This is a genomic window from Pseudomonas extremorientalis (assembly GCF_024584605.1).
Lineage (GTDB): Bacteria > Pseudomonadota > Gammaproteobacteria > Pseudomonadales > Pseudomonadaceae > Aquipseudomonas > Aquipseudomonas extremorientalis.
Map to the genome: position 1 here is coordinate 5,658,938 of NZ_CP089519.1, position 24,276 is coordinate 5,683,213.

General features: G+C 63.2%; 24 protein-coding genes. 10 read left to right on the top strand and 14 right to left on the bottom strand.

Features of this window, described 5'->3' with window-relative positions; translation table 11 throughout:
• The first annotated feature begins 61 nt into the window (after positions 1 to 61).
• A complete protein-coding gene (locus tag LUU92_RS25625; RefSeq protein ID WP_257102823.1) occupies positions 62 to 1,951 on the top strand; it encodes a TonB-dependent receptor domain-containing protein in 1,890 nt (629 codons plus the stop codon).
• On the opposite strand, the gene LUU92_RS25630 is transcribed toward LUU92_RS25625, so the two are convergent.
• The 11 genes from LUU92_RS25630 to nrdR form a co-directional block, all read right to left on the bottom strand.
• Positions 1,948 to 2,730: a cobalamin-binding protein gene (locus LUU92_RS25630; protein ID WP_071489864.1), complete on the bottom strand. Its 783-nt coding sequence runs from the start codon at positions 2,728 to 2,730 to the stop codon at positions 1,948 to 1,950. The two genes, LUU92_RS25625 and LUU92_RS25630, sit on opposite strands and share 4 nt — an antisense overlap.
• The gene (locus LUU92_RS25635; RefSeq protein ID WP_071493707.1) at positions 2,727 to 3,146 is read right to left on the bottom strand and encodes a nuclear FMR1 interacting 1 family protein; all 420 of its coding nucleotides are present in this window, start codon (positions 3,144 to 3,146) and stop codon (positions 2,727 to 2,729) included. The genes LUU92_RS25630 and LUU92_RS25635 overlap by 4 nt, the downstream gene beginning before the upstream one ends.
• Positions 3,143 to 3,760, bottom strand: a complete 618-nt coding sequence (gene ribA, locus LUU92_RS25640; protein ID WP_016978544.1) for a GTP cyclohydrolase II — start codon at positions 3,758 to 3,760, stop codon at positions 3,143 to 3,145. Before ribA ends, LUU92_RS25635 begins: the two co-directional genes overlap by 4 nt.
• A 129-nt stretch (positions 3,761 to 3,889) precedes the next feature.
• Entirely contained in the window at positions 3,890 to 4,609 is a 720-nt protein-coding gene (locus LUU92_RS25645) for a substrate-binding periplasmic protein (protein WP_257102824.1), read from the bottom strand.
• Between the two features lie 66 nt (positions 4,610 to 4,675).
• Complete coding sequence (gene thiL / locus LUU92_RS25650) at positions 4,676 to 5,641, bottom strand: thiamine-phosphate kinase (protein ID WP_257102825.1); 966 nt, start codon at positions 5,639 to 5,641, stop codon at positions 4,676 to 4,678.
• Positions 5,642 to 5,659: 18 nt separating this feature from the next.
• Positions 5,660 to 6,160, bottom strand: a complete 501-nt coding sequence (gene nusB / locus LUU92_RS25655) for a transcription antitermination factor NusB (protein ID WP_010206836.1) — start codon at positions 6,158 to 6,160, stop codon at positions 5,660 to 5,662.
• Positions 6,157 to 6,633, bottom strand: coding sequence for a 6,7-dimethyl-8-ribityllumazine synthase (gene ribH, locus LUU92_RS25660; protein WP_003176356.1), 477 nt, complete (start codon positions 6,631 to 6,633; stop codon positions 6,157 to 6,159). The genes nusB and ribH overlap by 4 nt, the downstream gene beginning before the upstream one ends.
• 90 nt (positions 6,634 to 6,723) lie before the next feature.
• Complete coding sequence (ribBA, locus tag LUU92_RS25665; protein ID WP_092250569.1) at positions 6,724 to 7,815, bottom strand: bifunctional 3,4-dihydroxy-2-butanone-4-phosphate synthase/GTP cyclohydrolase II; 1,092 nt, start codon at positions 7,813 to 7,815, stop codon at positions 6,724 to 6,726.
• Positions 7,816 to 7,830: 15 nt separating this feature from the next.
• A complete protein-coding gene (locus LUU92_RS25670; RefSeq protein ID WP_071489859.1) occupies positions 7,831 to 8,493 on the bottom strand; it encodes a riboflavin synthase in 663 nt (220 codons plus the stop codon).
• Positions 8,494 to 8,540: 47 nt separating this feature from the next.
• Positions 8,541 to 9,677: a bifunctional diaminohydroxyphosphoribosylaminopyrimidine deaminase/5-amino-6-(5-phosphoribosylamino)uracil reductase RibD gene (gene ribD / locus LUU92_RS25675; RefSeq protein WP_071489858.1), complete on the bottom strand. Its 1,137-nt coding sequence runs from the start codon at positions 9,675 to 9,677 to the stop codon at positions 8,541 to 8,543.
• Entirely contained in the window at positions 9,674 to 10,138 is a 465-nt protein-coding gene (gene nrdR / locus LUU92_RS25680; protein WP_010206843.1) for a transcriptional regulator NrdR, read from the bottom strand. Before nrdR ends, ribD begins: the two co-directional genes overlap by 4 nt.
• Before the next feature lie 140 nt (positions 10,139 to 10,278).
• Between nrdR and LUU92_RS25685 the strand changes: the two genes are divergently transcribed.
• The 3 genes from LUU92_RS25685 to trxA are packed head-to-tail and all read left to right on the top strand — an operon-like array spanning position 10,279 to position 12,298.
• Positions 10,279 to 10,734, top strand: a complete 456-nt coding sequence (locus LUU92_RS25685) for a YbaY family lipoprotein (protein WP_071489857.1) — start codon at positions 10,279 to 10,281, stop codon at positions 10,732 to 10,734.
• Entirely contained in the window at positions 10,731 to 11,393 is a 663-nt protein-coding gene (locus LUU92_RS25690; RefSeq protein ID WP_071489856.1) for a class I SAM-dependent methyltransferase, read from the top strand. The genes LUU92_RS25685 and LUU92_RS25690 overlap by 4 nt, the downstream gene beginning before the upstream one ends.
• Before the next feature lie 32 nt (positions 11,394 to 11,425).
• Positions 11,426 to 12,298, top strand: a complete 873-nt coding sequence (trxA, locus tag LUU92_RS25695; RefSeq protein ID WP_071489855.1) for a thioredoxin — start codon at positions 11,426 to 11,428, stop codon at positions 12,296 to 12,298.
• On the opposite strand, the gene LUU92_RS25700 is transcribed toward trxA, so the two are convergent.
• Positions 12,295 to 12,642 carry a hypothetical protein gene (locus LUU92_RS25700; protein WP_071489854.1) on the bottom strand — a complete coding sequence of 116 codons (348 nt, stop codon included), beginning with the start codon at positions 12,640 to 12,642 and terminating at the stop codon, positions 12,295 to 12,297. The genes trxA and LUU92_RS25700 overlap by 4 nt on opposite strands.
• 131 nt (positions 12,643 to 12,773) lie before the next feature.
• Between LUU92_RS25700 and LUU92_RS25705 the strand changes: the two genes are divergently transcribed.
• The 5 genes from LUU92_RS25705 (at position 12,774) to LUU92_RS25725 (ending at position 16,665) form a co-directional block, all read left to right on the top strand.
• A complete protein-coding gene (locus LUU92_RS25705; protein ID WP_257102826.1) occupies positions 12,774 to 13,364 on the top strand; it encodes a DUF2796 domain-containing protein in 591 nt (196 codons plus the stop codon).
• Positions 13,365 to 13,370: 6 nt separating this feature from the next.
• Positions 13,371 to 14,081, top strand: coding sequence for an ABC transporter ATP-binding protein (locus LUU92_RS25710; protein WP_071489852.1), 711 nt, complete (start codon positions 13,371 to 13,373; stop codon positions 14,079 to 14,081).
• Position 14,082: 1 nt separating this feature from the next.
• Positions 14,083 to 15,348, top strand: coding sequence for an ABC transporter permease (locus LUU92_RS25715; protein ID WP_071489851.1), 1,266 nt, complete (start codon positions 14,083 to 14,085; stop codon positions 15,346 to 15,348).
• Positions 15,349 to 15,359: 11 nt separating this feature from the next.
• A complete protein-coding gene (locus LUU92_RS25720) occupies positions 15,360 to 15,872 on the top strand; it encodes a DUF3299 domain-containing protein (RefSeq protein ID WP_257102827.1) in 513 nt (170 codons plus the stop codon).
• Between the two features lie 94 nt (positions 15,873 to 15,966).
• Entirely contained in the window at positions 15,967 to 16,665 is a 699-nt protein-coding gene (locus LUU92_RS25725; RefSeq protein ID WP_071489849.1) for an OmpW/AlkL family protein, read from the top strand.
• Between the two features lie 92 nt (positions 16,666 to 16,757).
• Here LUU92_RS25725 and LUU92_RS25730 read toward each other — a convergent pair whose 3' ends face one another.
• Positions 16,758 to 17,642 (bottom strand): sugar nucleotide-binding protein, encoded by an 885-nt coding sequence (locus LUU92_RS25730; RefSeq protein WP_083351508.1) that lies wholly within the window; start codon positions 17,640 to 17,642, stop codon positions 16,758 to 16,760.
• 141 nt (positions 17,643 to 17,783) lie between these two features.
• Here LUU92_RS25730 and LUU92_RS25735 point away from each other — a divergent pair, with 141 nt between their 5' ends.
• Positions 17,784 to 22,052 carry a DEAD/DEAH box helicase gene (locus LUU92_RS25735; protein ID WP_257102828.1) on the top strand — a complete coding sequence of 1,423 codons (4,269 nt, stop codon included), beginning with the start codon at positions 17,784 to 17,786 and terminating at the stop codon, positions 22,050 to 22,052.
• 56 nt (positions 22,053 to 22,108) lie between these two features.
• On the opposite strand, the gene LUU92_RS25740 is transcribed toward LUU92_RS25735, so the two are convergent.
• Positions 22,109 to 24,214 carry a mechanosensitive ion channel family protein gene (locus tag LUU92_RS25740; RefSeq protein ID WP_257102829.1) on the bottom strand — a complete coding sequence of 702 codons (2,106 nt, stop codon included), beginning with the start codon at positions 24,212 to 24,214 and terminating at the stop codon, positions 22,109 to 22,111.
• Positions 24,215 to 24,276: the final 62 nt, after the last annotated feature.

Here is a 24,276-nt window from a genome sequence, read left to right on the forward strand (position 1 = left end):
GGAGGGGGCTTGCCCCCTTCCACATTTGATTTGCGGCACCTTCAAATGCCATGGACAGCCGATGAAACATCTTAGTCTCACCTTGCCTCTGTTACTGCTGACCTCCCCGGAACTACTCGCCGACACCCGCGACGACGCACTGAAACTTCCCAACGTGGTCATCAGCGCCAACCGCCAGGTCCAGGCGCGCAACGACAGCAGCGCCGCCAACACCGTGTTCACCCGCGACGACATCGACCGCCTGCAACCCACCAGCCTCACTGACCTGATCAGCCGCGTACCCGGCGTGCAGGTAGCGCCTACCGGTGGTCGCGGCAGCCTGCCGGGAATTTATATCCGTGGCACCAAATCCGCACAAAGCCTGGTGTTGGTGGACGGCCAGCGCATTGCCAATAGCACCTCCGGCGACAGCGGCTTGCAATACCTGAACGTCGACCAGATCGAACGGGTGGAAGTGCTGCGCGGTTCACGTTCGGTAATCTACGGCAGCGATGCGATTGGCGGGGTGATCCAGGTGTTTACCCGGCGCAATGCCGGGCAAGGCCTGCAACCGCGTCTGAAGCTCGGGTTTGGCAGCAACAAGACCTGGGAGCGCAGCCTCGGCCTGTCCGGTGGCGATGAATACACGCGCTTCAACCTAGGCGCGAGCCTGGATGAGACCGCCGGCATCAACTCGACGCACACCTCATTCCCCAGCGATGGCGATCATGACGCCTACCGCAACCAGTCCCTCAGCCTGAACCTCAGCCATTCCTTCAGCGATGCGCTGGAGGCGGGGTTCAACCTGTTAGATAACCGCGGCAAGTCGGAGTACGACAACAGCTTTGGCCGCTACGACGTCGCCACCGGGCAAACGGTGGGGCAAAAGCCCTACACCGACTACACCCTGAGTAGCGCCAGCGGCTATGTCGACGCCACGCTCAACGAGCGCTGGCAATCGCGCCTGGAGCTGGGCCATAGCGAGAACCGCGACACCAAGCGCGACACCCTCAGTGATGACTTCAGTGTGTTCAACACTTACCGCGACTCGGTCAACTGGCAGAACGACCTGACACTGAATGAGCAGAACAGCCTGATTCTCGGCGGTGACTGGTACGAGGACCGCTTCCACGGCTCCACCACCCTCACCGAAAACAGTCGCTGGAACCGCGCGGCCTTTGTGCAGCATCGCTTCCATGGCGAATGGTTTTCCACCGAGCTGGGCCTGCGGCGTGACCAGAACCAGCAGTTTGGCGGGCAGAACAGCTGGAGCGGCACGCTCACGTTGCCAGTCAACCCGGACAACGACCTGCTGCTGAGCTACAGCGAGGGCTTCCGCGCCCCGACGTTCAATGACCTGTATTACCCGGACGAATACGGCTTCAAGAACAGCAACCCAAACCTGAAGCCCGAAACCTCGAAAAGCTACGAAGTGCAATGGCGTAGCCAACTCAGCGACACCAGCCGCCTGGAAGCTTCGCTGTACCGCACCGATATCCAGGATGCGATCGTGTTCGGCAGCGACGGCCCGCAAAACGTCAGTTCGGCGCGCATCAACGGCTTCGAAGCCGCGCTCAAGCAAGAGCTGTTCGGCTGGCAAGGCAGCCTGGGACTGGCATTGATTGATCCACGAGACCGCGATTCCGGACGTACGCTGGCGCGTCGCGCCAGGCGCACCGTGAGCCTGGACCTGGATCGCCAATTCGACCAATTCGGCGTCGGCGCCAGTTGGCAAGCGGTCAGCAGCAGCTACGACGACGCGAAGAACCAGCAACCGTTGGCTGGCTATGGATTGCTCGGGCTGCGCGCCAGTTGGACGCTGAACCGTGAAGTCACGCTGAGCATGAAGCTCGATAACTTGCTGGACAAGGCCTACAGCCGGGCGCTGTATCAGTACCAAGGCCAGCAATATGGCTACCGGGAAGAAGGCCGGGCGCTGATGGTTGGCGTGACCTGGACGCCGGACCTCTAGCGGGGCGCGATTACCTCACACAATCGGGCTACGGCTTCCAGCATCTGCCCGCTGGGCCGCTCCAGGCCTTTATCCGGCACCCGTCGCACCCGCTCAGCCATCGTCGGCCAGACCTTCCAGGCCTCCTTCTGCGCCTGGTCGCCCACCAGAATCATCTCGGGGTCACGCTGCAACACTGATTCGATGCTCACCTGCGGCGCCGGCAGCTTGAGGTCATCAAATACATTGCGCGCGCCGCACACCCTTAACGCATCGCTGATGATCTGCCCGCCACCCACGGTGAACAGCGGCTTATTCCATACCTGGTAAAACACGCGCAATGGCTCGGCGCGCTGATAGCGCTGTCGCAGCTCGGCCAGGCGTTGGCGCAACTGCGCGGCCAACTCTCGACCCGCGTCAGCGCGGCCCAATTGCTCGGCAATGGCCTGGACCTGGGTGGTGAGCTGTTCAAGACTATGGGGTTCGGCGACGTACACCGGGATATTCAGGCGCTGCAATTGCTCACGCTGGGCCGGGCCGACGCTGCCGGGCCAGAGCAGGATCAGGTCGGGCTTGAGGCTGATCAGGCGCTCCATGTCCAACTGACCGTAATGCCCCACTGACGGCACTTGCGCCAAGGCCGCCGGGCGTTCGCCGCCGTCGAGCACGCCCACCAGCACATCGGCTGCGCCCAGTTCGACCACGATTTCAGACAGGGACGGCGCCAGGCTCACCACTCGCTCGGCCGCCAGCGCCTGGGCACTGAATACCAGCAACACGGCCAGCCAGTGGCGAATCATCCCAGTTGACGGGGAATGCGGTAGAGGTAGAACAGCACCACGGTCGACAGCGCCAACAGAAACAGTGGCACCGCTTCCAACCCGACGAAGACCGACAACGCCCCGATCCAGGCCGGTACGGCAGCAACCAGCAATGCCGTGCGCCGACGCGCCGCCAGGGTGATCCAGGCAGCCGGTTCTTCGGGGGTATCGAGGGCTTTGGAGGTGGCAATCAACGCGTGTTTATAGCCGTTGAAGTAGCGCAGGCTGAGGAACATCGAGGCCACGCCGGCAATGAAGAACGGCATGGCCAGCACCGGCAGCAGGGATTCGGCCTGGCCGAACACCAGGTTGAGCACAAACAGGGGGAGCAGCGCCAGGGCCAGGTACTGCCACCAATTGAAGGACAGTCGCCGTTTCACCTGGCCTCGGGTCACGCGCGGTCGACCTCGCCCTGGTGCTCGTTGCCCATCATGTGGTCGAGCTTGCTGGCCTTGGTGGCCAGGTAGAGTTTGTTGTGCGGGTTGTGCCCGGTGTGCAGCGGCACACGCTCGGCCACAGTGATGCCCATCTCGGTCAAGGCTTTGACCTTGCGCGGGTTATTGGTCATCAGGCGCAGGGATTTGACGCCCAGGTGCTCGAGCATCGGCAGGCAGATCGCGTAGTCACGCTGGTCGGCGGCAAAGCCCAGGCGCTCGTTGGCCTCGACGGTATCGGCACCGCCATCTTGCAACTCGTAGGCGCGGATCTTGTTCATCAGGCCAATGCCACGGCCTTCCTGGCGCAGGTACAACAGCACACCACGGCCTTCACGGGCGATCGCGCGCATGGCGGCCTCCAGTTGCGAACCACAGTCGCAACGCTGGCTGAACAACGCATCACCGGTCAGGCATTCGGAGTGCACCCGGCCAAGCACCGGTGCGCCATCGGCGATATCGCCCAGGCTGAGCACGACGTGCTCGCGCCCGGTGGCTTCTTCGAGAAAGCCGTTCATGGTGAACGTGGCAAAAGGGGTAGGCAGCTTGGAAGCGGCGACGAAAACGACGGGCACCGTGTGCTCCTGATTTCAGTTTTTACAGAGGCGGCCATTGTAACAGCAGGTTCCTACAGACGCTTAAGCTGAATTATCGCTGATAAAGATCAATAGGTTCGATTGGCCTTCGACCTGGTTCTATGCACGTCAGAACGGATAGGGTTGTTTCCAGCGCTCGAATATCGGCTTTAACTCACCGCTTTTCACCAGGGCCGCCATGCGCTGGTCAAAGACAGCCATCAAGCCCCGGCCCCGCTCGTTATCGGCAAACCCGATGTACAACGGCAGTTCGGCAATCGGCGTCAGCGTGAACTTCGAGGGATCATCCGCCTGACTGAGCACGTACTTGGCCTCGGCCAACGCATCAATGTAGAAGTCCGCACGGCCGTGTAGCAGCATTGCCAAAATGCCATCGCGACGCTCCACCTGGTTGAAACGGCGCACATTGGGCAAGTACTCCTCGTACTTGTAGCCGCGCACCCAGGCCAGGCGGTAGTTACCCAGCGTGGCTACGGTGGGCGTCGGTAGGCTGGCCAGCCCCAGGGCGTAGATGTGGTCGGAATCGAAGTTCCAGTGGGGGTACAACACACCTTCGGCTTCATTGCGGTAGGAACCGACCCAACCATCCACCTCGCCGCGCTGGGCCAGGCCGACCGAGCGCGTGTAGGGCACGGAACGGGTCTGCAAGTTGATGCCGGCCGGCTCGAAGACCTGACGCAGTACGTCCCAGGCCAGGCCCGTGCCGTCTTTGTTGGTGTAGTCGCTCCATTCCTCACTCGCCAGCATGACCTTGCCGGGCACGTCCTGCGCCTGGACCACCGCTGTGAAGACACACAGCGCGATCAGCAGCCAACGGCGCACATCCATGGTGACGACCTCCTACAGGGCCTTGCATCCGTGATAACGCTACGAAGGGTAGCGCAGCTTGCCGATTCAGGGTGTCTCGCGAAAATGCTGATAACCACGGATGGCCGGGGTGATGTCCTGCCCGCGGCCATCGAGCAACGTGACGCCCTGCCCCGCGTCGACCCGGCCGATCACATGGATCGGCCAGCCATCGGCCAGCAACGGCGCCAGTTCGACAGGTGGCAGGGTGAACACCAGCACATAGTCGTCGCCCCCACTCAGGGCTGCCACGCGCGCGTCATCATCGCCGACAAACGCCAACAGTGCCTGGGACATTGGCAACCGCTCGCGTTCGATCAACAGGCTGACCTTTGACGCCATCGCGATATGCCCGCAATCGGCCAGGAGCCCGTCGGAAATATCCATCGCAGACGTAGCCTTGCCACGCAGCGCCAGACCCAGGGCCAACTGCGGTCGGGGCGACCAGTAATGAGCGAGCAACGGCTCGGCGATGGCTGCGTCGGCGCTGCGCTGGCCCAATACCAACGGCAAGGCGCCGGCGGCATTGCCCAGCTCGCCGCCGACACACAGCAGGTCACCCGGCTGTGCACCGCTGCGGGTCAAGGCTTGCCCGGCCGGCACGCGGCCGAACACGGTCAGCGTCAAACTCAGGGGGCCACGGGTGGTATCGCCGCCCACCAGACCCACGCCACAGTTTTGCGCCATGAGGTTCAACCCCTGGGCATAGCGTTGCAGCCAATCGGCATCGACGGTTGGTGTGGTCAGGGCAAGGGTAAATGCGAGGGGGTTGGCGCCCATGGCCGCCAGGTCGCTCACCGCCACGGCCAACGAGCGCTGCCCCAGCAGGAACGGGTCACAGGGGTCGGCAAAATGCACCCCGGCGACCAAGGTATCGGTGGAGATTGCCAATTGCTCCCCAGCGGGAAGCGCCAGCAAGGCGCAGTCATCGCCGATCCCCAGAGCAATGCCTTCGCCGCCCTGCGCACAAGGCGCGGCGGCGAAGTAGTTGCGGATCAGCTCAAACTCGCCCATTCAGGTTTCAAGCGCGATTCAGCGCTTGTACGCCTTCACTTCGGCTTCACGCAGGCGCGGCGCCAGCTTGTCGAGTACGCCGTTGACGAACTTGTGGCCGTCGGTCGAACCGTAGACTTTCGCCAGTTCGATACCTTCGTTGATCACCACGCGGTACGGCACGTCGACGCGATACAGCAGTTCCCAGGCCGACAGGCGCATCACGCACAGCTCAACCGGGTCCAGCTCTTCGATGGTCAGGTCCAGGCAAGGCGCCAGGGCGGTGTCGATCTCGGTCAGGTGCGCGTGCACACCGTGCAGGATGTCGTGGAAATACGGCAGGTCGGCAAAGGTGAAATCGTTGTCGACGCGAAACTGTGCTTCGATCTCGTTCAACGACGCGCCCGCCAGGTGACGCTGATACAGCGCCTGGGTCGCCAACTGACGAGCAGCGCGACGCTTCTCGTTCTTCGAAGGCTTGCCAGCATCGGCTGGACGTGGCTCGCGCGGGTTGAAGTTGTCGCTCTCGTCGGAAATCACTTGGCCTCCAACTGCGACAGCAGGCTGACCATTTCCAGGGCGGACAGGGCCGCTTCAGCGCCTTTGTTACCGGCCTTGGTGCCGGAACGCTCGATGGCTTGCTCGATGGAATCCACGGTCAGCACGCCGAACGCAACCGGTACGCCGAACTCCATGGACACCTGGGCCAGGCCCTTGGTGCATTCGCCAGCCACGTATTCGAAGTGCGGCGTGCCGCCACGAATGACCGCGCCCAGGGCGATGATCGCCGCGTATTCACCCTGTTGAGCAACTTTCTGCGCAACCAGTGGAATTTCGAAGGCGCCAGGGGCACGGATGATGGTGATGTCGCTTTCGCTCACACCGTGGCGAACCAGGGCGTCAACGGCACCGCTTACCAGGCTTTCAACCACGAAGCTGTTGAAGCGGCCAACCACCAGGGCATAGCGGCCTTTGGGGGCGATGAAGGTACCTTCGATGGTCTTCAGGGTCATTCGACAAATCTCTTAAAGAGCCGGGACGCGTGTATGACGCGTCCCTTAGTGATATTTGAACCGCGAACAAGGGGCGAAAATCGCCGGCCTTTATTCGGAGGGCACGTATTCTACTACTTCCAGGTCGAAACCGGATATCGCATTAAATTTCATCGGTGCGCTCATCAGGCGCATTTTGCGCACGCCCAGGTCACGCAGGATCTGCGAACCGGCCCCGACGATGCTGTAGGTGGTCGGTTTTTTCACCGGCGTGTGGTCCGCCGTTTCGCGGATATGCGCCAGCAGCACATCGCCATCCAGCGGGTGACCGAGCAGCAGCACCACACCGCTGCCGGCCTCGGAGACGGCAGCCATGGCAGCGCGCAGGCTCCAGCGACCCGGTTGCTTGACCATCAGCAGGTCGCGCAATGGGTCCATGTTGTGCACACGCACCAGGGTCGGCTCTTCGGCGCAAATGGTGCCCAGGGTCAGCGCCATGTGCACGTCGCCTTCCACGGAATCACGGTAGGTCACCAAATTGAATTGGCCCAGTTCGCTGTCCAGTGGCTGCTCGGCAATCCGCTGAACGGTACGTTCGTGGATCATGCGGTAGTGAATCAGGTCGGCAATGGTGCCCACCTTGATGTTGTGTTCGGCGGCAAAGGCTTCGAGTTCAGCACGACGGGCCATGGTGCCGTCGTCGTTCATCACTTCGCAGATCACGCCGCAGGGCTCGAAACCGGCCATGCGCGCCAGGTCGCAGGCGGCTTCGGTGTGGCCGGCACGGGCCAGGGTGCCACCCGGCTGGGCCATCAGCGGGAAGATGTGGCCGGGACTGACGATGTCTTCGGCCTTGGCGTCCTTGGCAGCAGCGGCTTGCACGGTGCGGGCGCGGTCGGCGGCGGAAATGCCGGTGGTGACGCCGGTAGTGGCCTCGATCGATACAGTGAACTTGGTGCCAAAACCCGAGCCATTGCGCGGCGCCATCAACGGCAGCTTGAGCAACTCGCAGCGCTCGCGGCTCATGGGCATGCAGATCAATCCACGGGCGTACTTGGCCATGAAGTTGATGTGCTCAGGCTTGCAGGCCTCGGCGGCCATGATGATGTCGCCTTCGTTCTCGCGGTCTTCGTCATCCATCAGGATGACCATCTTGCCTTGGCGGATGTCTTCAACCAGTTCTTCGATGCTATTGAGCGCCACGCGGCACCCCCTTGGTCAGGATTTCAGGTAGCCGTTAGCGGCCAGAAAACTTTCGGTGATGTTCCCGGTTGCAGGCTCTGCGGCCTTTTCGCCCAACAACAGGCGCTCCAGGTAACGGGCAAGCAAGTCCACTTCCAGGTTCACCCGGCGACCTGGCTGGTAAGACGCCATGATGGTTTCGCTGAGGGTGTGGGGAATGATGGTCAGTTCAAATTCGGCGCCGTTCACGGCGTTCACGGTGAGGCTGGTGCCATCGACGGTGATCGAGCCTTTGTGGGCGATGTACTTGGCCAGCTCTTTGGGCGCGCGGATGCGGAATTCCACGGCACGCGCGTTTTCGCTGCGCGCTACCACTTCGCCGACGCCGTCGACGTGGCCGCTGACCAGGTGACCGCCGAGGCGGGTGGTCGGGGTCAGGGCTTTTTCCAGGTTCACCGGGCTGCCGGCCTTGAGGTCGTTCATCGCGGTGCAGTCCAGGGTTTCCCGGCTGACATCGGCGGCAAAGCCGTTGCCCGGCAGGTCGATGACGGTGAGGCACACGCCGCTGACGGCGATGCTGTCGCCCAGCTTGACGTCGCCCAGGTCCAGCTTGCCGGTTTCAACCAGCAGGCGCACGTCGCCGCCTTTGGGGGTCATGGCGCGGATGCTGCCGATGGATTCGATAATGCCGGTGAACATGGCCTTCTCCTGGAAAACGGGACGGGCACTTGAGCGCCCGGTCAGAATTATACGCTCGCGGGTGGAAGCGGGATGGCAGTGACTCGCCAGTCGTCGCCTACAGCGCGCATTTCAGTGATCTTGAGTTGGGGGGCATCGGCCAGTTTCTCAAGCGGCCAGTCCAGCAAAGGTCGGGCGGCGGAGCCCAGGAACTTGCCGGCGACGAATATCACGTACTCATCTACGAGGCCTTGCTGGGCAAAGGCCCCCGCCAGGCTTGGGCCTGCCTCTACCAACACTTCGTTGACGCCACGGGCGGCCAAGGCGACCAGCGCCGAACGCAGGTCGACCTGGCCATCGACGCCGGGCACCACCAGGCACTCGGGGCCACGGGGAAACTGGTTTTCCGGGGTCACGCAGGTGATGACCAGCGCCGGCCCGGCCTTGAAGAACGGTGCGTTGAGCGGCACGCGCAAACGGCCATCGATCAGCACGCGCAACGGCGGGCGCGACATGGCCAGCGCAGTGGTGGCTTCGTCCAGGCCGAGTTCGGCGGCGCGCACGGTCAGGCGGGCGCCGTCGGCCAACACCGTGTCGGCGCCGGTCAGCACCACACTGGCCTCGGCGCGCAGGCGCTGCACGGCGGCGCGGGCCGCAGGGCCGGTGATCCATTGGCTTTCGCCGCTGGCCATGGCAGTGCGGCCGTCCAGGCTCATCGCCAGCTTGACCCGCACGAAGGGCAGGCCGTGCTCCATGCGCTTGAGGAATCCCGGATTCAACGCGCGGGCCTGGGCTTCCAGCACGCCACTCAAGACCTCGATCCCGGCTTGCGCCAGACGCTGCATGCCGCGCCCGGCCACTTCGGGGTTAGGGTCCTGCATGCCGGCCACGACACGGGCGACACCGGCCGTAACCAGGGCATCGGCGCAGGGCGGTGTGCGCCCATGGTGGCTGCACGGCTCGAGGGTTACGTACACCGTGGCGCCACGGGCCTTGTCACCGGCGGCACGCAGGGCGTTGGGTTCGGCATGGGGTTCGCCGGTGCGCTCATGCCAGCCTTCGCCGACAACCTGCCCATCGCGCACGATCACACAACCTACACGCGGGTTGGGATGGGTGGTGTACAAGCCTTTGCGCGCGAGTTCCAAGGCGCGGGCCATGTAATGGGCGTCGAGCACCGCTTGTTCGGCAGACGGTGGGTTCATTCTTTGGCTGGCTCCCGGGCCAGGCGGTCGATCTCTTCGCGGAACTCATTGAGGTCCTGGAAGCGTCGATACACCGAGGCGAAACGGATGTAGGCGACTTCGTCGAGCTTTTGCAGCTCGCCCATCACCAACTCTCCTACCACCAGGCTCTTGACCTCGCGCTCGCCGGTCGCACGCAGCTTGTGCTTGATGTGCACCAGCGCCGCCTCCAGCCGCTCGACACTCACCGGGCGTTTTTCCAGGGCGCGCTGCATACCGGCGCGCAGTTTTTCTTCGTCGAAAGGCTGGCGGCTGCCGTCGGATTTGATCAGGCGCGGCAATACCAGTTCGGCGGTTTCGAAGGTGGTGAAACGTTCACCGCAGGCCAGGCATTCACGCCGGCGACGCACTTGATCGCCCTCGGCGACCAGACGCGAGTCAATGACCTTGGTGTCGTTGGCACCGCAGAAGGGACAGTGCATGGTAGGCAGGCAACAAATAAAGGGAGGGCCATGGTAGCGCATCCCCGTGGCAAGACAAGCCATAGCCTTTACGGTATATAGGCTGACTATTATGTTTCATATTTTTCAAGCCACGGATTTTGTCCTTTCTGGAGCCGTACATGCAGTTACGACCACTTGTTTTGCTCACCCTGTTCAGTTTCCTGGTCGCCTGCAGCAGCGAAGCCCCCAAACCGACCACGCCTCAACCGACGCCCGCGCAAGAGAAAAAAGTCCCGGGTATTGAAGACCTCGGCCCCCTGCCCGTCTATCAGCGTGAAATCAGCGGCAGCCTGACCAACATTCCGGCCGGTGCCGAAGTGGAGATGGCGCTGTTGGTGATCGACGACCGCTCGCGCCCGCAACAATTGCTGGCCAGCAGCGTGCTGACCGGCAACGGCAAGCCCCTGGCCTTCCGCCTGCGCTTCAATCCTGAAGCGTTCCCGGCTGGTGCCCGGGTTGAATTGCGCGGTCGCGCCAGCCAGTCCGGCCAGTTGATCCTGCACCTGCCCGCCGTGCGCATCACCCAGGCGATCACCCAGACCACCGGCCCCCTGCAACTCGTCAAGGCCCCATGACACCACCGCTTGGTCTGCAAGCCGCCCTCAGCGCACTGATCGGCGACGCGCAATTGGTGCCCTGCCCGCTGCCAGGCACTGAGTTGTCGTTATGGCTGCTGGATGCGGACAACATGGACCGCGCCTTCAGCCCAGAAGAAACCCGGCGCATCCTGCATGAACCGCCGTACTGGAGTTTTTGCTGGGCCAGTGGCTTGGCCTTGGCGCGCTATCTGGCGGCGAACCCTGAATGGGTCGCCGGTAAACGTGTGCTGGACTTTGGCGCCGGCTCCGGTGTCGCCGGGATTGCCGCCGTCAAGGCAGGCGCCCTGGAAGTGGTGGCCTGCGACCTGGACCCACTGGCGCTGGCGTCCTGCCGGGCGAATGCCGAACTCAATGGCGTAGAGCTGGGTTATTCGGCGGATTTCTTCGCCGAAGCCGATCGCTTCGACCTGATCCTGGTGGCCGACGTGCTCTACGACCGCGCGAACCTGCCGCTGCTGGATCAGTTCCTGACCCGTGGCCGCGAAGCGCTGGTGGCGGATTCGCGGGTGCGGGACTTTCAGCACCCGGATTATCAAAGGCTGGAGATCCTTGATGCGCTGACGTTGCCGGATCTGGCGGAGCCTTGGGAGTTTCGCAAGGTGAGCCTGTACCATTCGCGGCGCCAGCCCTTATAGTTGCCCCATTCCCGCTTTATTCGAGACGCCCCATGAGTGAGCCCACGCCGTATATCTTCGACGTCACTACCGCCAACTTTGACCAGGCAGTGATCCAGAACTCTTTTGAAAAACCCGTACTGGTAGATTTCTGGGCCGAGTGGTGCGCGCCGTGCAAAGCATTGATGCCACTGCTGGCGCAGATTGCCGAGAGTTATCAGGGGGAGTTGCTGCTGGCCAAGGTGGACTGCGAGGCCGAGCAGGATATCGTTGCACGTTTTGGCATTCGCAGCCTGCCGACGGTAGTGTTGTTCAAGGATGGCCAGCCGGTGGACGGGTTTGCGGGGGCGCAGCCGGAGTCGGCGGTGCGAGCGATGCTGGAGCCGCATGTGCAGATGCCACCGCCGGCTGCAGCCGATCCGCTGGAACAGGCTCAAGCACTGTTTGCCGAAGGTCGCATCAGCGACGCCGAAGCAGTGCTGGTGGCGCTGCTGGGCGAAGACAACACCAACGCTGGCGCGTTGATCCTGTACGCACGTTGCCTGGCCGAGCGCGGTGAATTGGGCGAAGCCCAGACCGTGCTGGACGCGGTGAAAAGCGACGATCACAAGGCCGCCCTCGCCGGGGCCAAGGCGCAGATCACCTTCCTGCGCCAGGCAGCCGACCTGCCGGACGCCGCCGACCTGAAAAGCCGCCTGGCGCAAAACCCGCAGGACGATGAAGCGGCCTACCAGTTGACGATCCAGCAACTGGCGCGCCAGCAGTACGACGCGGCACTGGAAGGTTTGCTCAAGTTGTTCATCCGCAACCGCAGCTACAGCGAAGGCCTGCCGCACAAGACCTTGCTGCAGGTGTTCGAATTGCTGGGCAACGATCACCCGCTGGTGAGCGTGTACCGTCGCAAGTTGTTTGCCGCGTTGTACTAGTCACCGACCCAGCTGTACAGCGGCGTATCCGCGCCGCTGCTGACCTTCACCTTGGCGCTATGACGCAGGCGCACCAGCAGGCGCTTGCCCGCCGAGGCGTCGCCAGCCAAGCCTTCCAGTTGATCGAGCAACTCCAGACCGCTGAGCTGGCCGGCCTTGCGCAACAGGTCCTGGGCGCCCTGCCACAGGTCGTCATTGGGTTTGACCGGAGCCACCGGCGCGGCGGTCGCGCTGGCAACGGGCGTGGCCTGCAATTGCGCGCCCAGGCGGGCCCAGTCGCCGTCATCCAGCTCCAGGGTCAAGTCCACCGGCAAGTCGCCAACGGTTCCACGAATTCGCAACATCGTCCTCACTCCTGCACTTTTTCTGACGGGCATGCTCCCATGCGGCTTGCGCAACGCCAAGCGGGCGGTCAAACTCTGACGCTATTGTTATAAGATCACATAACAAAACCTTCATGTTCTGGAGTCTTCCCATGCGCCGTCTGTTGCTTGCTTTGCCGTTCGCCCTGCTGCCATTGGCGGTTGCCCATGCTCATGACGAGCACGACCATGAACATGGCAGCCTTGGCGCGCACGAGCATGGCGTCGGCCGCCTCAACGCGGTACTCGACGGCCAGGCCCTGGAGCTTGAACTGGACAGCCCGGCAATGAACCTGGTGGGTTTTGAACACCAGGCCACCACGCCTGCCGACAAAGCCAAGGTCGCCGCCGCACGCAAACAACTGGAAAACCCCGAAGCGTTGTTCAACCTGCCCAAGGCCGCCGGGTGTGTGGTCAGCAGCCAGGAACTCAACAGCCCGCTGTTTGGCGACAAGCCCGAAGCCGACCATGACGACGATGATGATGACGCCAAAGACGGCGCCCACGAGCATCATCACGACCACAGCGAAATCCACGCCCACTACCAGTTCACCTGCGCCACGCCGACTGCGCTGAGCAACCTGGACCTGACCCAGGTGTTCAAGACCTTCCCCGCCACCCAGAAAATTCAGGTACAACTGATCGGCCCGAGCGGCCAGCAAGGGGTTGAAGCAACGGCCACCGCAGCCACCCTGAAATTCTGAGTTCACATGACCCACGCATTGATCGAACTGTCCGGCCTGGGCTTCAACTGGCCCGGCCACCCGCAGTTGCTGGACATCCCCGCGTTCCGCCTGGAAGCGGGGGAAACCCTGTTTCTCAAGGGCCCGAGCGGCAGTGGCAAAACCACCCTGCTCGGCTTGCTCGGCGGTGTGCAGAAACCCAGCCAGGGCAGCATCCGCCTGCTCGGCCAGGAGCTGACCGAACTCTCGGCCGGCGCTCGCGACCGTTTTCGCGTCGACCACACCGGCTATATCTTCCAGCAGTTCAACCTGCTGCCGTTCCTGTCGGTGCGCGAGAACGTCGAGTTGCCTTGCCACTTCTCCAAACTGCGGGCGCAACGCGCCAAGCAGCGCCACGGCAGCGTGGATCAGGCCGCCGCCGCCCTGCTCGCGCACCTGGGTTTGAAAGACAAAAACCTGCTGGAACGCCGCGCCGACTCGCTGTCCATCGGCCAGCAACAACGTGTCGCCGCCGCCCGGGCGCTGATCGGCCAACCGGAGCTGGTGATCGCCGACGAGCCCACCTCGGCCCTGGACTACGACGCCCGCGAAGCTTTCCTGCAACTGCTGTTCGCCGAATGCCGCGAAGCGGGCGCCAGCCTGTTGTTTGTCAGCCATGACCAGAGCCTGGCCTCGCTGTTCGACCGCAACCTGTCGCTGGCCGAACTCAATCGCGCCGCCACGCCCGCAGAGGTTTGAGATGTATCTGTTCCGTCTAGCCATGGCCAGCCTGGCTAACCGCCGCTTTACCGCGCTCCTCACCGCGTTCGCCATCGCGCTTTCAGTCTGCTTGCTGCTCGCGGTGGAGCGCGTACGCGTTGAAGCGCGCAACAGTTTCGCCAGTACCATCAGCGGCACCGACCTGATCGTCGGCGCCCGTTCCGGTTCGGTGAACCTGTTGCTGTACTCGGTATTCCGCATCGGCAACGCCACCAACAACATCCGCTGGGACAGCTTCGAACACTTCGCCGCCAGCCCGCAGGTGAAATGGGCGATTCCGATTTCCCTCGGCGACTCCCATCGCGGCTACCGCGTGATGGGCACCAACGAGTCCTACTTCGAGCACTACCAGTACGGGCGCAAGCAGAACCTCGAACTGGCCAGCGGTCGTGCCTTCGCCACCGACCCGTTCGAAGTGGTGCTGGGCGCCGAAGTCGCCGACGCGTTGCACTACAAACTTGGCGACAAACTGGTGCTGGCCCATGGCGTGGCAGTGGTCAGCCTGGTCAAGCACGACGACAAGCCCTTCACCGTGGTCGGCATTCTCAAGCGCACCGGCACCCCGGTGGACCGCACCTTGCACATCAGCCTCGGCGGCATGGAAGCGATCCATATCGACTGGCACAACGGCGTACCGGCCCAGGGCAAAGGCCGCATCAGCGCCGACCAGGCGCGCAATATGGACCTCACGCCCCAAGCCATCACCGCGTTCATGCTCGGCCTGAACAACAAGATTTCCACCTTCGCCCTGCAACGGGAGATCAACGAATTCCGTGGCGAGCCGATGCTGGCGATCCTGCCTGGCGTGGCGCTGCAAGAGTTGTGGAGCATGATGGGCACCGCCGAAAAAGCGCTGTTCGTGATCTCGCTGTTCGTGGTGCTTACCGGCCTGATCGGCATGCTCACGGCGATCCTCACCAGTCTCAACGAGCGCCGCCGCGAAATGGCGATCTTGCGTTCGGTGGGCGCACGGCCCTGGCATATCGCGACGCTGCTGATCTTCGAAGCCTTCGCCCTGGCGCTGTCCGGCGTGGTGGCGGGCGTTGGTTTGCTCTACGTGTGCATCGCCGCGTCGCGCGGGTATCTGCAGGCCAACTACGGCCTGGACCTGCCGATGTCGTGGCCGAGCGAATATGAATGGACGCTGCTCGCCGGTATCCTGGGCGCCGCGCTGTTGATGGGCAGCGTGCCCGCGTGGCGCGCCTATCGGCAATCCCTGGCCGATGGCCTGTCCATACGTTTATGAGGAAGGCTTTGATGCGTCGCGTCCTGTTTGCACTGTTGCTGCTGCTTGCCCTGCCCGCCTGGGCAGCCGAGCCCAGAGAACTGACGTGGTCGGAACTGATACCGCCGGATGCCCCGCCAGAAGTGCCGAACATGCGACCACTGCACAATCTCTCCAGCATGGCGGATGCACTGGAATCGGCACCCGCAGCCAAGCAGGACCTGCCCAACGCACCGGTGGTGCCAGCGCTTGATGGCCAGCACATTCGCTTGCCCGGCTACATCGTGCCACTGGAGGTCAGCGAAAACGGCCGCACCACCGAGTTCTTGCTGGTGCCGTATTTCGGCGCGTGCATCCATGTGCCACCGCCGCCGTCGAACCAGATCGTGCATGTCAAAAGCGAAATCGGCGTGAAGCTCGATGAGCTGTATCAGCCGTACTGGATCGAGGGCGCGATGCAGGTCAAACCGTCCACCAGCGAACTGGCCGATGCCGGTTACCAGATGGAGGCCGAGAAGATTTACATGTACGAATTGCCCGAATAACGCTTATCGCCCTTTCATTGAGCTGAGTCAAAAGACCGAACGGAACGATCTTTACCATTGGACGTACAACTTTTAAACGTCCTTTGGAGCTCCCATGAACAAGTCTCTGCTCGGCGCGTCCCTCTTCGCGCTCGCCCTCGTTGCCCCCGTCGCACACGCTCACGAAGCGGGCGACATTCTGGTTCGCGCCGGTGCAATCACCGTGAACCCGAAGGCCGACAGCGGCCACGTCAAGGTTGACCAAGGCCCATTGGCCGGCGCCAACCTGGGCGGCAAGGCGACCATGAGCAGCGACACTCAGTTGGGCCTGAACTTCGCCTACATGCTGACCAATCACGTGGGTATCGAACTGCTGGCCGCCACGCCGTTCGAGCATGACGTGAAGATCAAGGGCACCGCCCTCGGCGCCGCCAACGGCAAGCTCGGCACCCTGAAACACCTGCCGCCGACCCTGAGCGTCGTGTACTACCCGCTGGACAACAAGTCGGCCTTCCAACCGTACGTGGGCGCCGGTATCAACTACACCTGGATCTACGACGAGCACGTCGGCAGCCGTGCCCAAGGCGCAGGCTTCAGCAACTTCAAGGCTGAGAACTCCTGGGGCTGGGCCGCGCAGATCGGCGCCGACTACATGATCAACGACAAGTGGATGATCAACGCCCAGGCGCGCTACATCGACATCAGCACCAAGGCCACCGTGGAAAACAACGCGGTCGCCCCTGGCACTCGCGCCAAGGTCAATGTGGACGTGGACCCGATGGTTTACATGGTGGGTATCGGCTACAAGTTCTGACACCGACCTGACCAACAACACAAAAACCAATGTGGGAGGGGGCAAGCCCCCTCCCACATTTAGCTCATGCCCACATTGGGTTTTGTGTTGGGTCAGCCATGGCGGTAGAACCGGTCCAGCAACGCCGGTAACCCCGCTCGCCACGCCCGAGGCTTGATGCCGAAGGTGTGGAGGATTTTCTTGCAGGCGAGCACCGCGTGTTGCGGTTCTTCGCTCGCATCCGGTCGGGCCGCGTGGGCCTGGGCGGTGGGGGATTCGATTGCCAGCGGGTGGTAGTTGCGCGCTTCAGTGAGGATCGCCTGGCCCAGCGCCAACGGCGTGGTCGCCTCATGGCCGGCGTAGTGGTAAGTGCCCCACAGCGGCGCCGCGCAATCGAGTTGCTTGAGCACCGAAATGATCACCCGCGCCGCGTCATCCACCGGTGTCGGGTTGCCGCGACGGTCGTCCGCCATCAGCAACTCATCCGGCTTCTCGGCCCGGGCCAGGAAGCGCCCGAGGGTGCCGTCGACGCTGTCATCCAGCAGCCAGCCAAAGCGCAATAACACATGTTGCGGGCAGGTGGCGCGCACGCTCTGTTCAATACGCCACAGCGCCTGGCCGCGCAGGCCCAGGGGTACCGGCTCGTCTTTTTCGCTGTAGGCGGTGGCGCGGGAGCCATCGAACACGCGGTAGCTGGATGGCTGCAACAGGGTGATGCTGTGGTGCTGGCACAGCTCGGCCAGGCGCTCGATGGCGAACTCCTGGGCAGCCAGACGGGGCTCGCTGACCGCTTCGGCCTGGAACCAGTCGAAGTAGTAGGCGAGGTTGATCAACGCGTCGGGACGGGTGTCGTCGAGCAATTGGGTGAGGCTTGCGGCATCCCAGCCGTCTTGGGGCGGTTTGGGTGCGAGAAAACCGATGTCTTCCTCTGCACCGAGGCGAATCAGCGCCTGCCCGAGGGCATTCCCGCCGCCCAGTAACATAAGGCGCATTCGCATAGATTGAGCAGGCCCGGTCTGTTGGAACGAAGGTTATTCAGGTATTTGTCAGAATCGTTGCATTTTGCGGGTTCATCGCGCAACCGTCACGGATTAACTGTGCCATTGCAACTTGTTGGAACTGGGGCTATCAATCATTGCATGAGCCTTCCTGAATCCACTGATACCGCATTGACCGGCTTCCACCCCGCCGTCAGCGCCTGGTTGCGCAGCACGTTCCCCTCGGTGACCGGCGCCCAGGCCCAGGCCTGGCCGCTGATCCGCCAGCGTCAATCGACCCTGATCGCCGCGCCCACCGGCTCCGGCAAGACCCTCACCGCGTTCCTGGCGGTGCTGGACGACCTGGTCCACCGAGGCCTGGCCAACGGCGGTGAGCTGCCGGATGAGACGCTGGTGGTCTACGTGTCGCCGCTCAAGGCGCTGTCCAATGATATACAGATCAACCTGCAAAACCCGCTGACCGGGATCACCGAGCACCTGCAGCGCCTGGGTCTGCCGCCGCTGATCATCCGCACCGCCGTGCGCACGGGCGACACCCCACAAAAAGACCGCGCCCAGATGCGCAAGCGCCCGCCGCATATCCTGGTGACCACCCCGGAATCGCTCTACGTGCTGCTGTGCTCGGACTCCGGTCGCCAGATGCTCGCCAGCACACGCACGGTGATCGTCGATGAAATCCACGCAATCGCCGCCGGCAAACGTGGCAGCCATCTCGCCCTGAGCCTGGAGCGCCTGCAAGGCTTGTGCGCCGAGCCGCTGATGCGCATTGGCTTGTCGGCCACGCAAAAGCCCATCGACGCGGTGTCGCGGTTCCTGGTGGGCACTGGCCGGGACTGCGCGATTGTGGATATCGGCCACGCCCGCCCACGTGATCTGGATATCGAGGTGCCGCCCGTGCCGCTCTCGGCGGTGATGGCCAATGACGTGTGGGAGCTGGTCTACGACCGCCTCGCCGAACTGGCGCGCGAGCACCGCACCACTCTGGTGTTCGTCAACACCCGACGCCTGGCCGAACGCCTGGCCCGGCACTTGAGCGAGCGCCTGGGCAAAACTGCGGTGGCTGCCCACCACGGCAGCCTGGCCAAGGAGATGCGCCTGGATGCCGAGCAGCGCCTCAAGGGCGGCGAGCTGCAAGTGCTGATCGCCACGGCATCCCTGGAGCTGGGGATTGATATCGGCGATGTGGACCTGGTGTGCCAGATCGGTTCGCCGGGTTCCATCAACGGTTTTCTGCAACGGGTCGGCCGCTCCGGTCACCAGGTTGGCGGCACACCCAAAGGGCGCCTGTTCGCTACCACCCGCGACGATCTGATCGAATGCGCCGCCCTGCTCGACTGCGTGCGTCGAGGCGAACTGGACACCCTGCACATACCGGTGGCGCCACTGGACGTGCTGGCCCAACAAATCATCGCCGAAGTCAGCGCCCGTGAATGGTCGGAGCAAGGCTTGCTAGAGATGATCCATCGCGCCGCGCCCTACGCCGAACTCGACGAACGTCATTACCAGGCACTGTTGCAGATGCTCTGCGACGGCTACAACGGTCGCCAGGGCATGCGCAGCGCCTACCTGCACCGCGACGCCCTGACCCGCACCTTGCGTGGTCGGCGCGGCGCCAAGCTGACCGCCGTGACCAGCGGCGGCACCATCCCCGACAACGCCGACTACAGCGTGTTGCTCGAACCCCAGAGCCTGAACATCGGCAGCGTCAACGAAGACTTCGCGGTGGAAAGCATCGCCGGGGATATCTTCCAGCTTGGCAATTCCTCCTATCGGATCTTGCGGGTCGAAGCCGGCAAAGTGCGGGTCGAGGACGCCCATGGCCAACCGCCGACCATCCCCTTCTGGCTAGGCGAAGCGCCTGGGCGCAGTCACGAGCTGTCGGCGGCGGTGGCGCGTTTGCAAGGTCAACTGGACACGCTGCTCGGCGCCACACCCGGCGACCTGCAAGCCGCACAGGCCTGGCTGACCGGCGAACTCGGCCTGAACCGCGCCAGCGCCGAACAGATCCTCGACTACCTCGCCCGCGCACGCCTGGCCCTGAGTGCATTGCCGTCCCAGGACACGCTGATCATGGAGCGGTTTTTCGACGCGTCCGGTGGCACCCAATTGATCATCCACACGCCGTTCGGCAGCCGCGTCAACCGTGCCTGGGGCCTGGCCCTGCGCAAGCGGTTTTGCCGCACGTTCAACTTCGAGTTGCAGGCGGCGGCCAGCGAAAATGCGATCGTGCTGTCGCTGTCCACCAGCCACAGCTTCGAGCTGGATGAGGTGTGGCGCTACCTCAACAGCCAAAGCGCCGAACATATCCTGATCCAGGCCGTGCTGGATGCGCCGCTGTTCGGCGTGCGCTGGCGCTGGAATGCCGGTGTGGCCTTGGCGTTGCCGCGTTATGCCGGTGGGCGCAAGGTCGCGCCGCAGATCCAGCGCATGAAAAGCGAAGACCTGATCGCCAGCGTGTTCCCGGACCAGATTGCCTGCCTGGAAAACCTCGCCGGTGAGCGCGACGTGCCCGAGCACCCGTTAGTGGAACAAACCCTCGACGACTGCCTGCATGAAGCCATGGACTGCGACGCCTGGCTGGCCCTGCTGCGGCGCATGGAGCGCGGCGACGTGCGCCTGATCAGCCGCGACCTGCCGGCACCCTCGCCCATGGCGGCGGAGATTCTCAGCGCCCGTCCGTACACTTTTCTCGACGATGCGCCGCTGGAGGAACGCCGCACCCAGGCCGTGCTCACACGACGCTGGAGCGACCCGCAAAGCACCGACGACCTCGGTGCGCTGGACGCCGATGCCATCGCCGCCGTGCGCGAAGAAGCCTGGCCGGCGCCCAACGGGCCGGATGAAATGCATGAGGCGCTGATGAGCCTGGCGTGTATCGCCGGCAACGAAGTCACGCCGCAATGGGCGCAATGGCTGCACGCCCTGGCCAAGTCTGGCCGCGCCTATCAGCTGTACACTCACTTACACACCAACCTGTGGGTCGCCGTTGAGCGCCTGGGTTGCCTGCAGGCGATCTATCCGAGCAACTTGCCGTTGCTGCCCGGCTTCGATGAGTCGTGGACCTACGAGGATGCCGTGACGGAAGTGTTGCGCGCGCGCCTCGGTGGGTTCGGCCCGGTGAGCCTGATCGAGATCGCCGCGCCCCTGGCGTTGTCGGTCACGCAGGTCACTCAAGCACTGGCCCGCCTGGAACAGGAAGGCTACGTGTTACGCGGCTATTTCAGCCCCGAGGCCACACAAGAGCAGTGGTGCGAACGCCACCTGCTGGCGCGCATTCATCGCTACACGGTCAAGCGCCTGCGCCGGGAAATCGAACCGGTGGCATTACAGGATTTCATGCGTTTTCTGTTCGACTGGCAGCACCTGTCCGGCGGCACCCGTGGCCAGGGCAGCGCGATGCTGCCGCAAATCGTCGGGCAGTTTGAAGGCTATGCCGCCGCCACGTCCGCCTGGGACAACGACCTGCTCAGCGCACGCCTCAAGGATTATTCATCCACATGGCTCGACGAACTCTGCCGCAGCGGCAAACTGGTGTGGCTGCGCTTGAGCAACAAGGCCAGCGCCATGGCCTTGCGCAGCACGCCGGTGGTGTTGCTGCCCCGTAGCCAAGTAGGGTTATGGAGCGGATTGACCGAAGTTACCGATGTCACCACCCTGTCGCCCAAGGCGCAGAAAGTGCATCAGGCCCTGTGTGATTACGGCGCGCTGTTTTTCGATGAGCTGTCCCACGAAGCCCATCTGTTGCGCAGCGAGCTGGAAACCACGTTGCAGGAGTTGGTCGGCGCAGGGCTGGTGAACGCCGACAGCTTCGCCGGCCTGCGCGCCCTGACCACCCCCGCCAGCAAACGCCAGGCGCGCAGCAGCCGACGCGGGCGCGGCGCGTTTGTCGGCGGCATGGACGATGCCGGGCGCTGGGCCTTGGTGCGACGTTCATCAACGGCTGCCGGGCCCCATTCAGCCGAGGCACTTGAGCATGTCGCCATGACCCTGCTGCGCCGCTATGGCGTGGTGTTCTGGCGCTTGCTGGAGCGTGAGGCAGATTGGCTGCCGAGTTGGCGCGAGCTGCTGCGCACGTTTCACCGGCTGGAAGCACGCGGGGAAATTCGCGGCGGGCGGTTTGTCAGTGGTTTGGCAGGTGAGCAGTTTGCGCTGCCGGAGGCGATCCCGTTGCTGCGTGAAGTACGGCGGCGGCCCCATGACGGGAGTTTGATCGCAGTGTGTGGGGCCGATCCGCTGAACCTGGTCGGTACACTGTTGCCCGGCAACAAGGTGCCGGCAGTGAGCGGTAATCGGATTGTGTACCGGGATGGGTTGCCGGCGGCGGTAATGGTCGGCGGCACGCAACAAATGTTGCTGGAACTGAGTCCACCCGAGACCACGCTGCTGCAAGAAAAACTGATCAAACGATGAACCTTTTGTGGTGAGCAGGCTTGTTCCGCGTTGGCCAAGCCCGCTTACCACATGGGTCACTGCGTTCGCGGTTGCTCGGTCAGCACCACCGAAGCGGGCACGTCTTCATCCGGCTCATCCACCTGCGGCGTACGTTTGGGCAGCAACACCTGCTGTGGATAAGTCTGCGCGAAATGCACCTCGTCACAGTTATCCACAAGCTTTTTCAGGCGCTGGTTGAACGCGCGGCTCACTGCATATTGCCCACCCGACACCGTGCGGAACTGTGCCGTGAGCACCACGCCGTTGAGGTCCATCTTGTCCACGCCAAACACCTCCAGCGGGCCTTGCAGGTTGTACTTGAGGAACACGTCATCGCGGATCGACTGCCCCGCCTCGCGGATCAGTTCCACCGCCTTGTCCACATCCGTGTCGTAGGTGAACTGTACCGAAAAGAACGCATAGGCAAATTGCCGCGACTGGTTGGTGACCGCCTTGATCTGCCCGAACGGCACCGAATGCACAAAGCCCTTGCCGTCGCGCAGGCGCAGGGTACGGATGGTCAGGCCTTCGACAGTGCCGGCGTGACCGGAGTCGAGTACCACCCAGTCGCCGATGGACAGCGTGTCTTCGATAATGATGAACAGGCCGGTGATCACATCCTGCACCAGTTGTTGCGAACCAAAACCAATGGCCAGGCCGACCACCCCGGCACCGGCCAGCAGCGGCGCTACGTTGATCCCGAGGTTGGCCATGGTGGTGATCGCGCAGATCACCACCAGGACGATCTTCACCGCATTACGCAGCAGCGGCAGGATGGTTTTCACCCGCGTGCTCGGTTGGCGACTGGAGCGCTTGTTGACCGGTGGTTTCAAGGCTTCCTGGATCGCCGTGTCGAGTACCACCCAGAACAGCCAGGTCATCAGCAGGATCAGGCCGATGCTGCTCAGCGAATCGCTGATCGCGCGGCCCACCGAGTTGCGTTGGGCGAACTCGAACAGCGACACGCCCCAGATCCGCCCGAGGATTTCAATAAAGGCAATGGCCATGGCAATGCGCAGGATCGCGTGCAACAGGCTGAGAAAACGTTCCTTGTAGGCGCTGCTGCGCTGGATCGCCACCTGGCTGCGGGATTTGAACAGGTGTTGCAATACGGTGCTGAGGAATACCGTGCCGATCAGCAGGATCGTGGTGAACAACGCGCAACGCAGGGCCTTCTGATTATCGTCGCCGGCACCGATCAAGTTGATTGCCGAGACCAGTACCATCAACAGGATCGGCCAGTACCACAACCCGGAAAACACCCGCAGAGATTGCTGGAGCGCCGGATGTTTCAAGCGCTGCGCCAACGGCCGGTTGCGGATCAGGTGGGCGACCGGACGGCGCAGGCGAACCACTAATACGCCAAAGATTACTGTCGCAAGCAGGCCGGTGAATACCGCAATGCTGCTGGTGATATTGCCGCCCAGTTGGCGTGCGATCTGCGGACTGGTCAAGGCGTCGCTGAGGGCGGCGAGAAAGCCGATGAGGAACAGCGGCTTGGGGCAGTAGCCGCGAATGATCTGCACCGCCGGGCGCTTGTGGCCGACATTGAACATGACGATCACACACAGCAGCATTGACGTGGAGAAGATGCCACTGCTGGTGGCATAGGCAAAACACAGCGCCAGCGCCCGCCCCACGGAGATGGGCAGGAAATGGCTGACATACAAGGTCAGGGGCAGGCATATCAGCGCCGGGATCGTGTAAGGCACCACATAGCCCAGCACCGCAAGGAGGCGTTTGCGCCGTTCGAAAAACCTGCGTTGCCCCAGTCGTCTCACTATCACGCGCCCCAGTAACGTCAGCAGCGTAAAGGCGCCGATCCACGCACCGGACAGCAACAGGAAGTCCCCGGCCACGCTCCACGGCGAACGCTCAGCGGTCTGGTTGACCAGGCGACCGACTTCGTTGGCAGCCCGGTCGGCCCGCAGGCGCCATTCGTCAATGAAGTTCTGGTTGAGGTCCAGTTTTTGCTGCACATCATCAATGCTGGAACTGATCGCACCGAGAAGGCCGCCTTCCACCAGCAACTCCGGCTTGGCCGGCGCTTCAGGTTCCGGCGCGGTGGCCGCCGCTTGCAGCGCACCGCTGCCGCAAAACAGCAGCGCGCCGAGCAGTAATGCAGTCTTGAGATTCAGCAAAACACCGAGCTCCTTCAGAAGGGTCTGTAAGGAACTGACGGGTTTGCGCGTTGATCGTTCCC

Excerpts from the sequence above, each read along its gene's own strand:
- LUU92_RS25725 (WP_071489849.1), top strand. The coding sequence starts at position 15,967 with ATGAACAAGTCTCTGCTCGGCGCGTCCCTCTTCGCGCTCGCCCTCGTT.
- LUU92_RS25735 (WP_257102828.1), top strand. The coding sequence starts at position 17,784 with ATGAGCCTTCCTGAATCCACTGATACCGCATTGACCGGCTTCCACCCC.
- LUU92_RS25670 (WP_071489859.1), bottom strand. The coding sequence starts at position 8,493 with ATGTTCACCGGCATTATCGAATCCATCGGCAGCATCCGCGCCATGACC.
- LUU92_RS25625 (WP_257102823.1), top strand. The coding sequence starts at position 62 with ATGAAACATCTTAGTCTCACCTTGCCTCTGTTACTGCTGACCTCCCCG.
- ribD (WP_071489858.1), bottom strand. The coding sequence starts at position 9,677 with ATGAACCCACCGTCTGCCGAACAAGCGGTGCTCGACGCCCATTACATG.
- LUU92_RS25690 (WP_071489856.1), top strand. The coding sequence starts at position 10,731 with ATGACACCACCGCTTGGTCTGCAAGCCGCCCTCAGCGCACTGATCGGC.
- thiL (WP_257102825.1), bottom strand. The coding sequence starts at position 5,641 with ATGGGCGAGTTTGAGCTGATCCGCAACTACTTCGCCGCCGCGCCTTGT.
- LUU92_RS25630 (WP_071489864.1), bottom strand. The coding sequence starts at position 2,730 with ATGATTCGCCACTGGCTGGCCGTGTTGCTGGTATTCAGTGCCCAGGCG.
- LUU92_RS25710 (WP_071489852.1), top strand. The coding sequence starts at position 13,371 with ATGACCCACGCATTGATCGAACTGTCCGGCCTGGGCTTCAACTGGCCC.
- LUU92_RS25645 (WP_257102824.1), bottom strand. The coding sequence starts at position 4,609 with ATGGATGTGCGCCGTTGGCTGCTGATCGCGCTGTGTGTCTTCACAGCG.
- LUU92_RS25730 (WP_083351508.1), bottom strand. The coding sequence starts at position 17,642 with ATGCGAATGCGCCTTATGTTACTGGGCGGCGGGAATGCCCTCGGGCAG.
- ribH (WP_003176356.1), bottom strand. The coding sequence starts at position 6,633 with ATGACCCTGAAGACCATCGAAGGTACCTTCATCGCCCCCAAAGGCCGC.
- LUU92_RS25700 (WP_071489854.1), bottom strand. The coding sequence starts at position 12,642 with ATGTTGCGAATTCGTGGAACCGTTGGCGACTTGCCGGTGGACTTGACC.
- LUU92_RS25705 (WP_257102826.1), top strand. The coding sequence starts at position 12,774 with ATGCGCCGTCTGTTGCTTGCTTTGCCGTTCGCCCTGCTGCCATTGGCG.
- LUU92_RS25715 (WP_071489851.1), top strand. The coding sequence starts at position 14,083 with ATGTATCTGTTCCGTCTAGCCATGGCCAGCCTGGCTAACCGCCGCTTT.
- LUU92_RS25685 (WP_071489857.1), top strand. The coding sequence starts at position 10,279 with ATGCAGTTACGACCACTTGTTTTGCTCACCCTGTTCAGTTTCCTGGTC.
- nrdR (WP_010206843.1), bottom strand. The coding sequence starts at position 10,138 with ATGCACTGTCCCTTCTGCGGTGCCAACGACACCAAGGTCATTGACTCG.
- trxA (WP_071489855.1), top strand. The coding sequence starts at position 11,426 with ATGAGTGAGCCCACGCCGTATATCTTCGACGTCACTACCGCCAACTTT.
- LUU92_RS25720 (WP_257102827.1), top strand. The coding sequence starts at position 15,360 with ATGCGTCGCGTCCTGTTTGCACTGTTGCTGCTGCTTGCCCTGCCCGCC.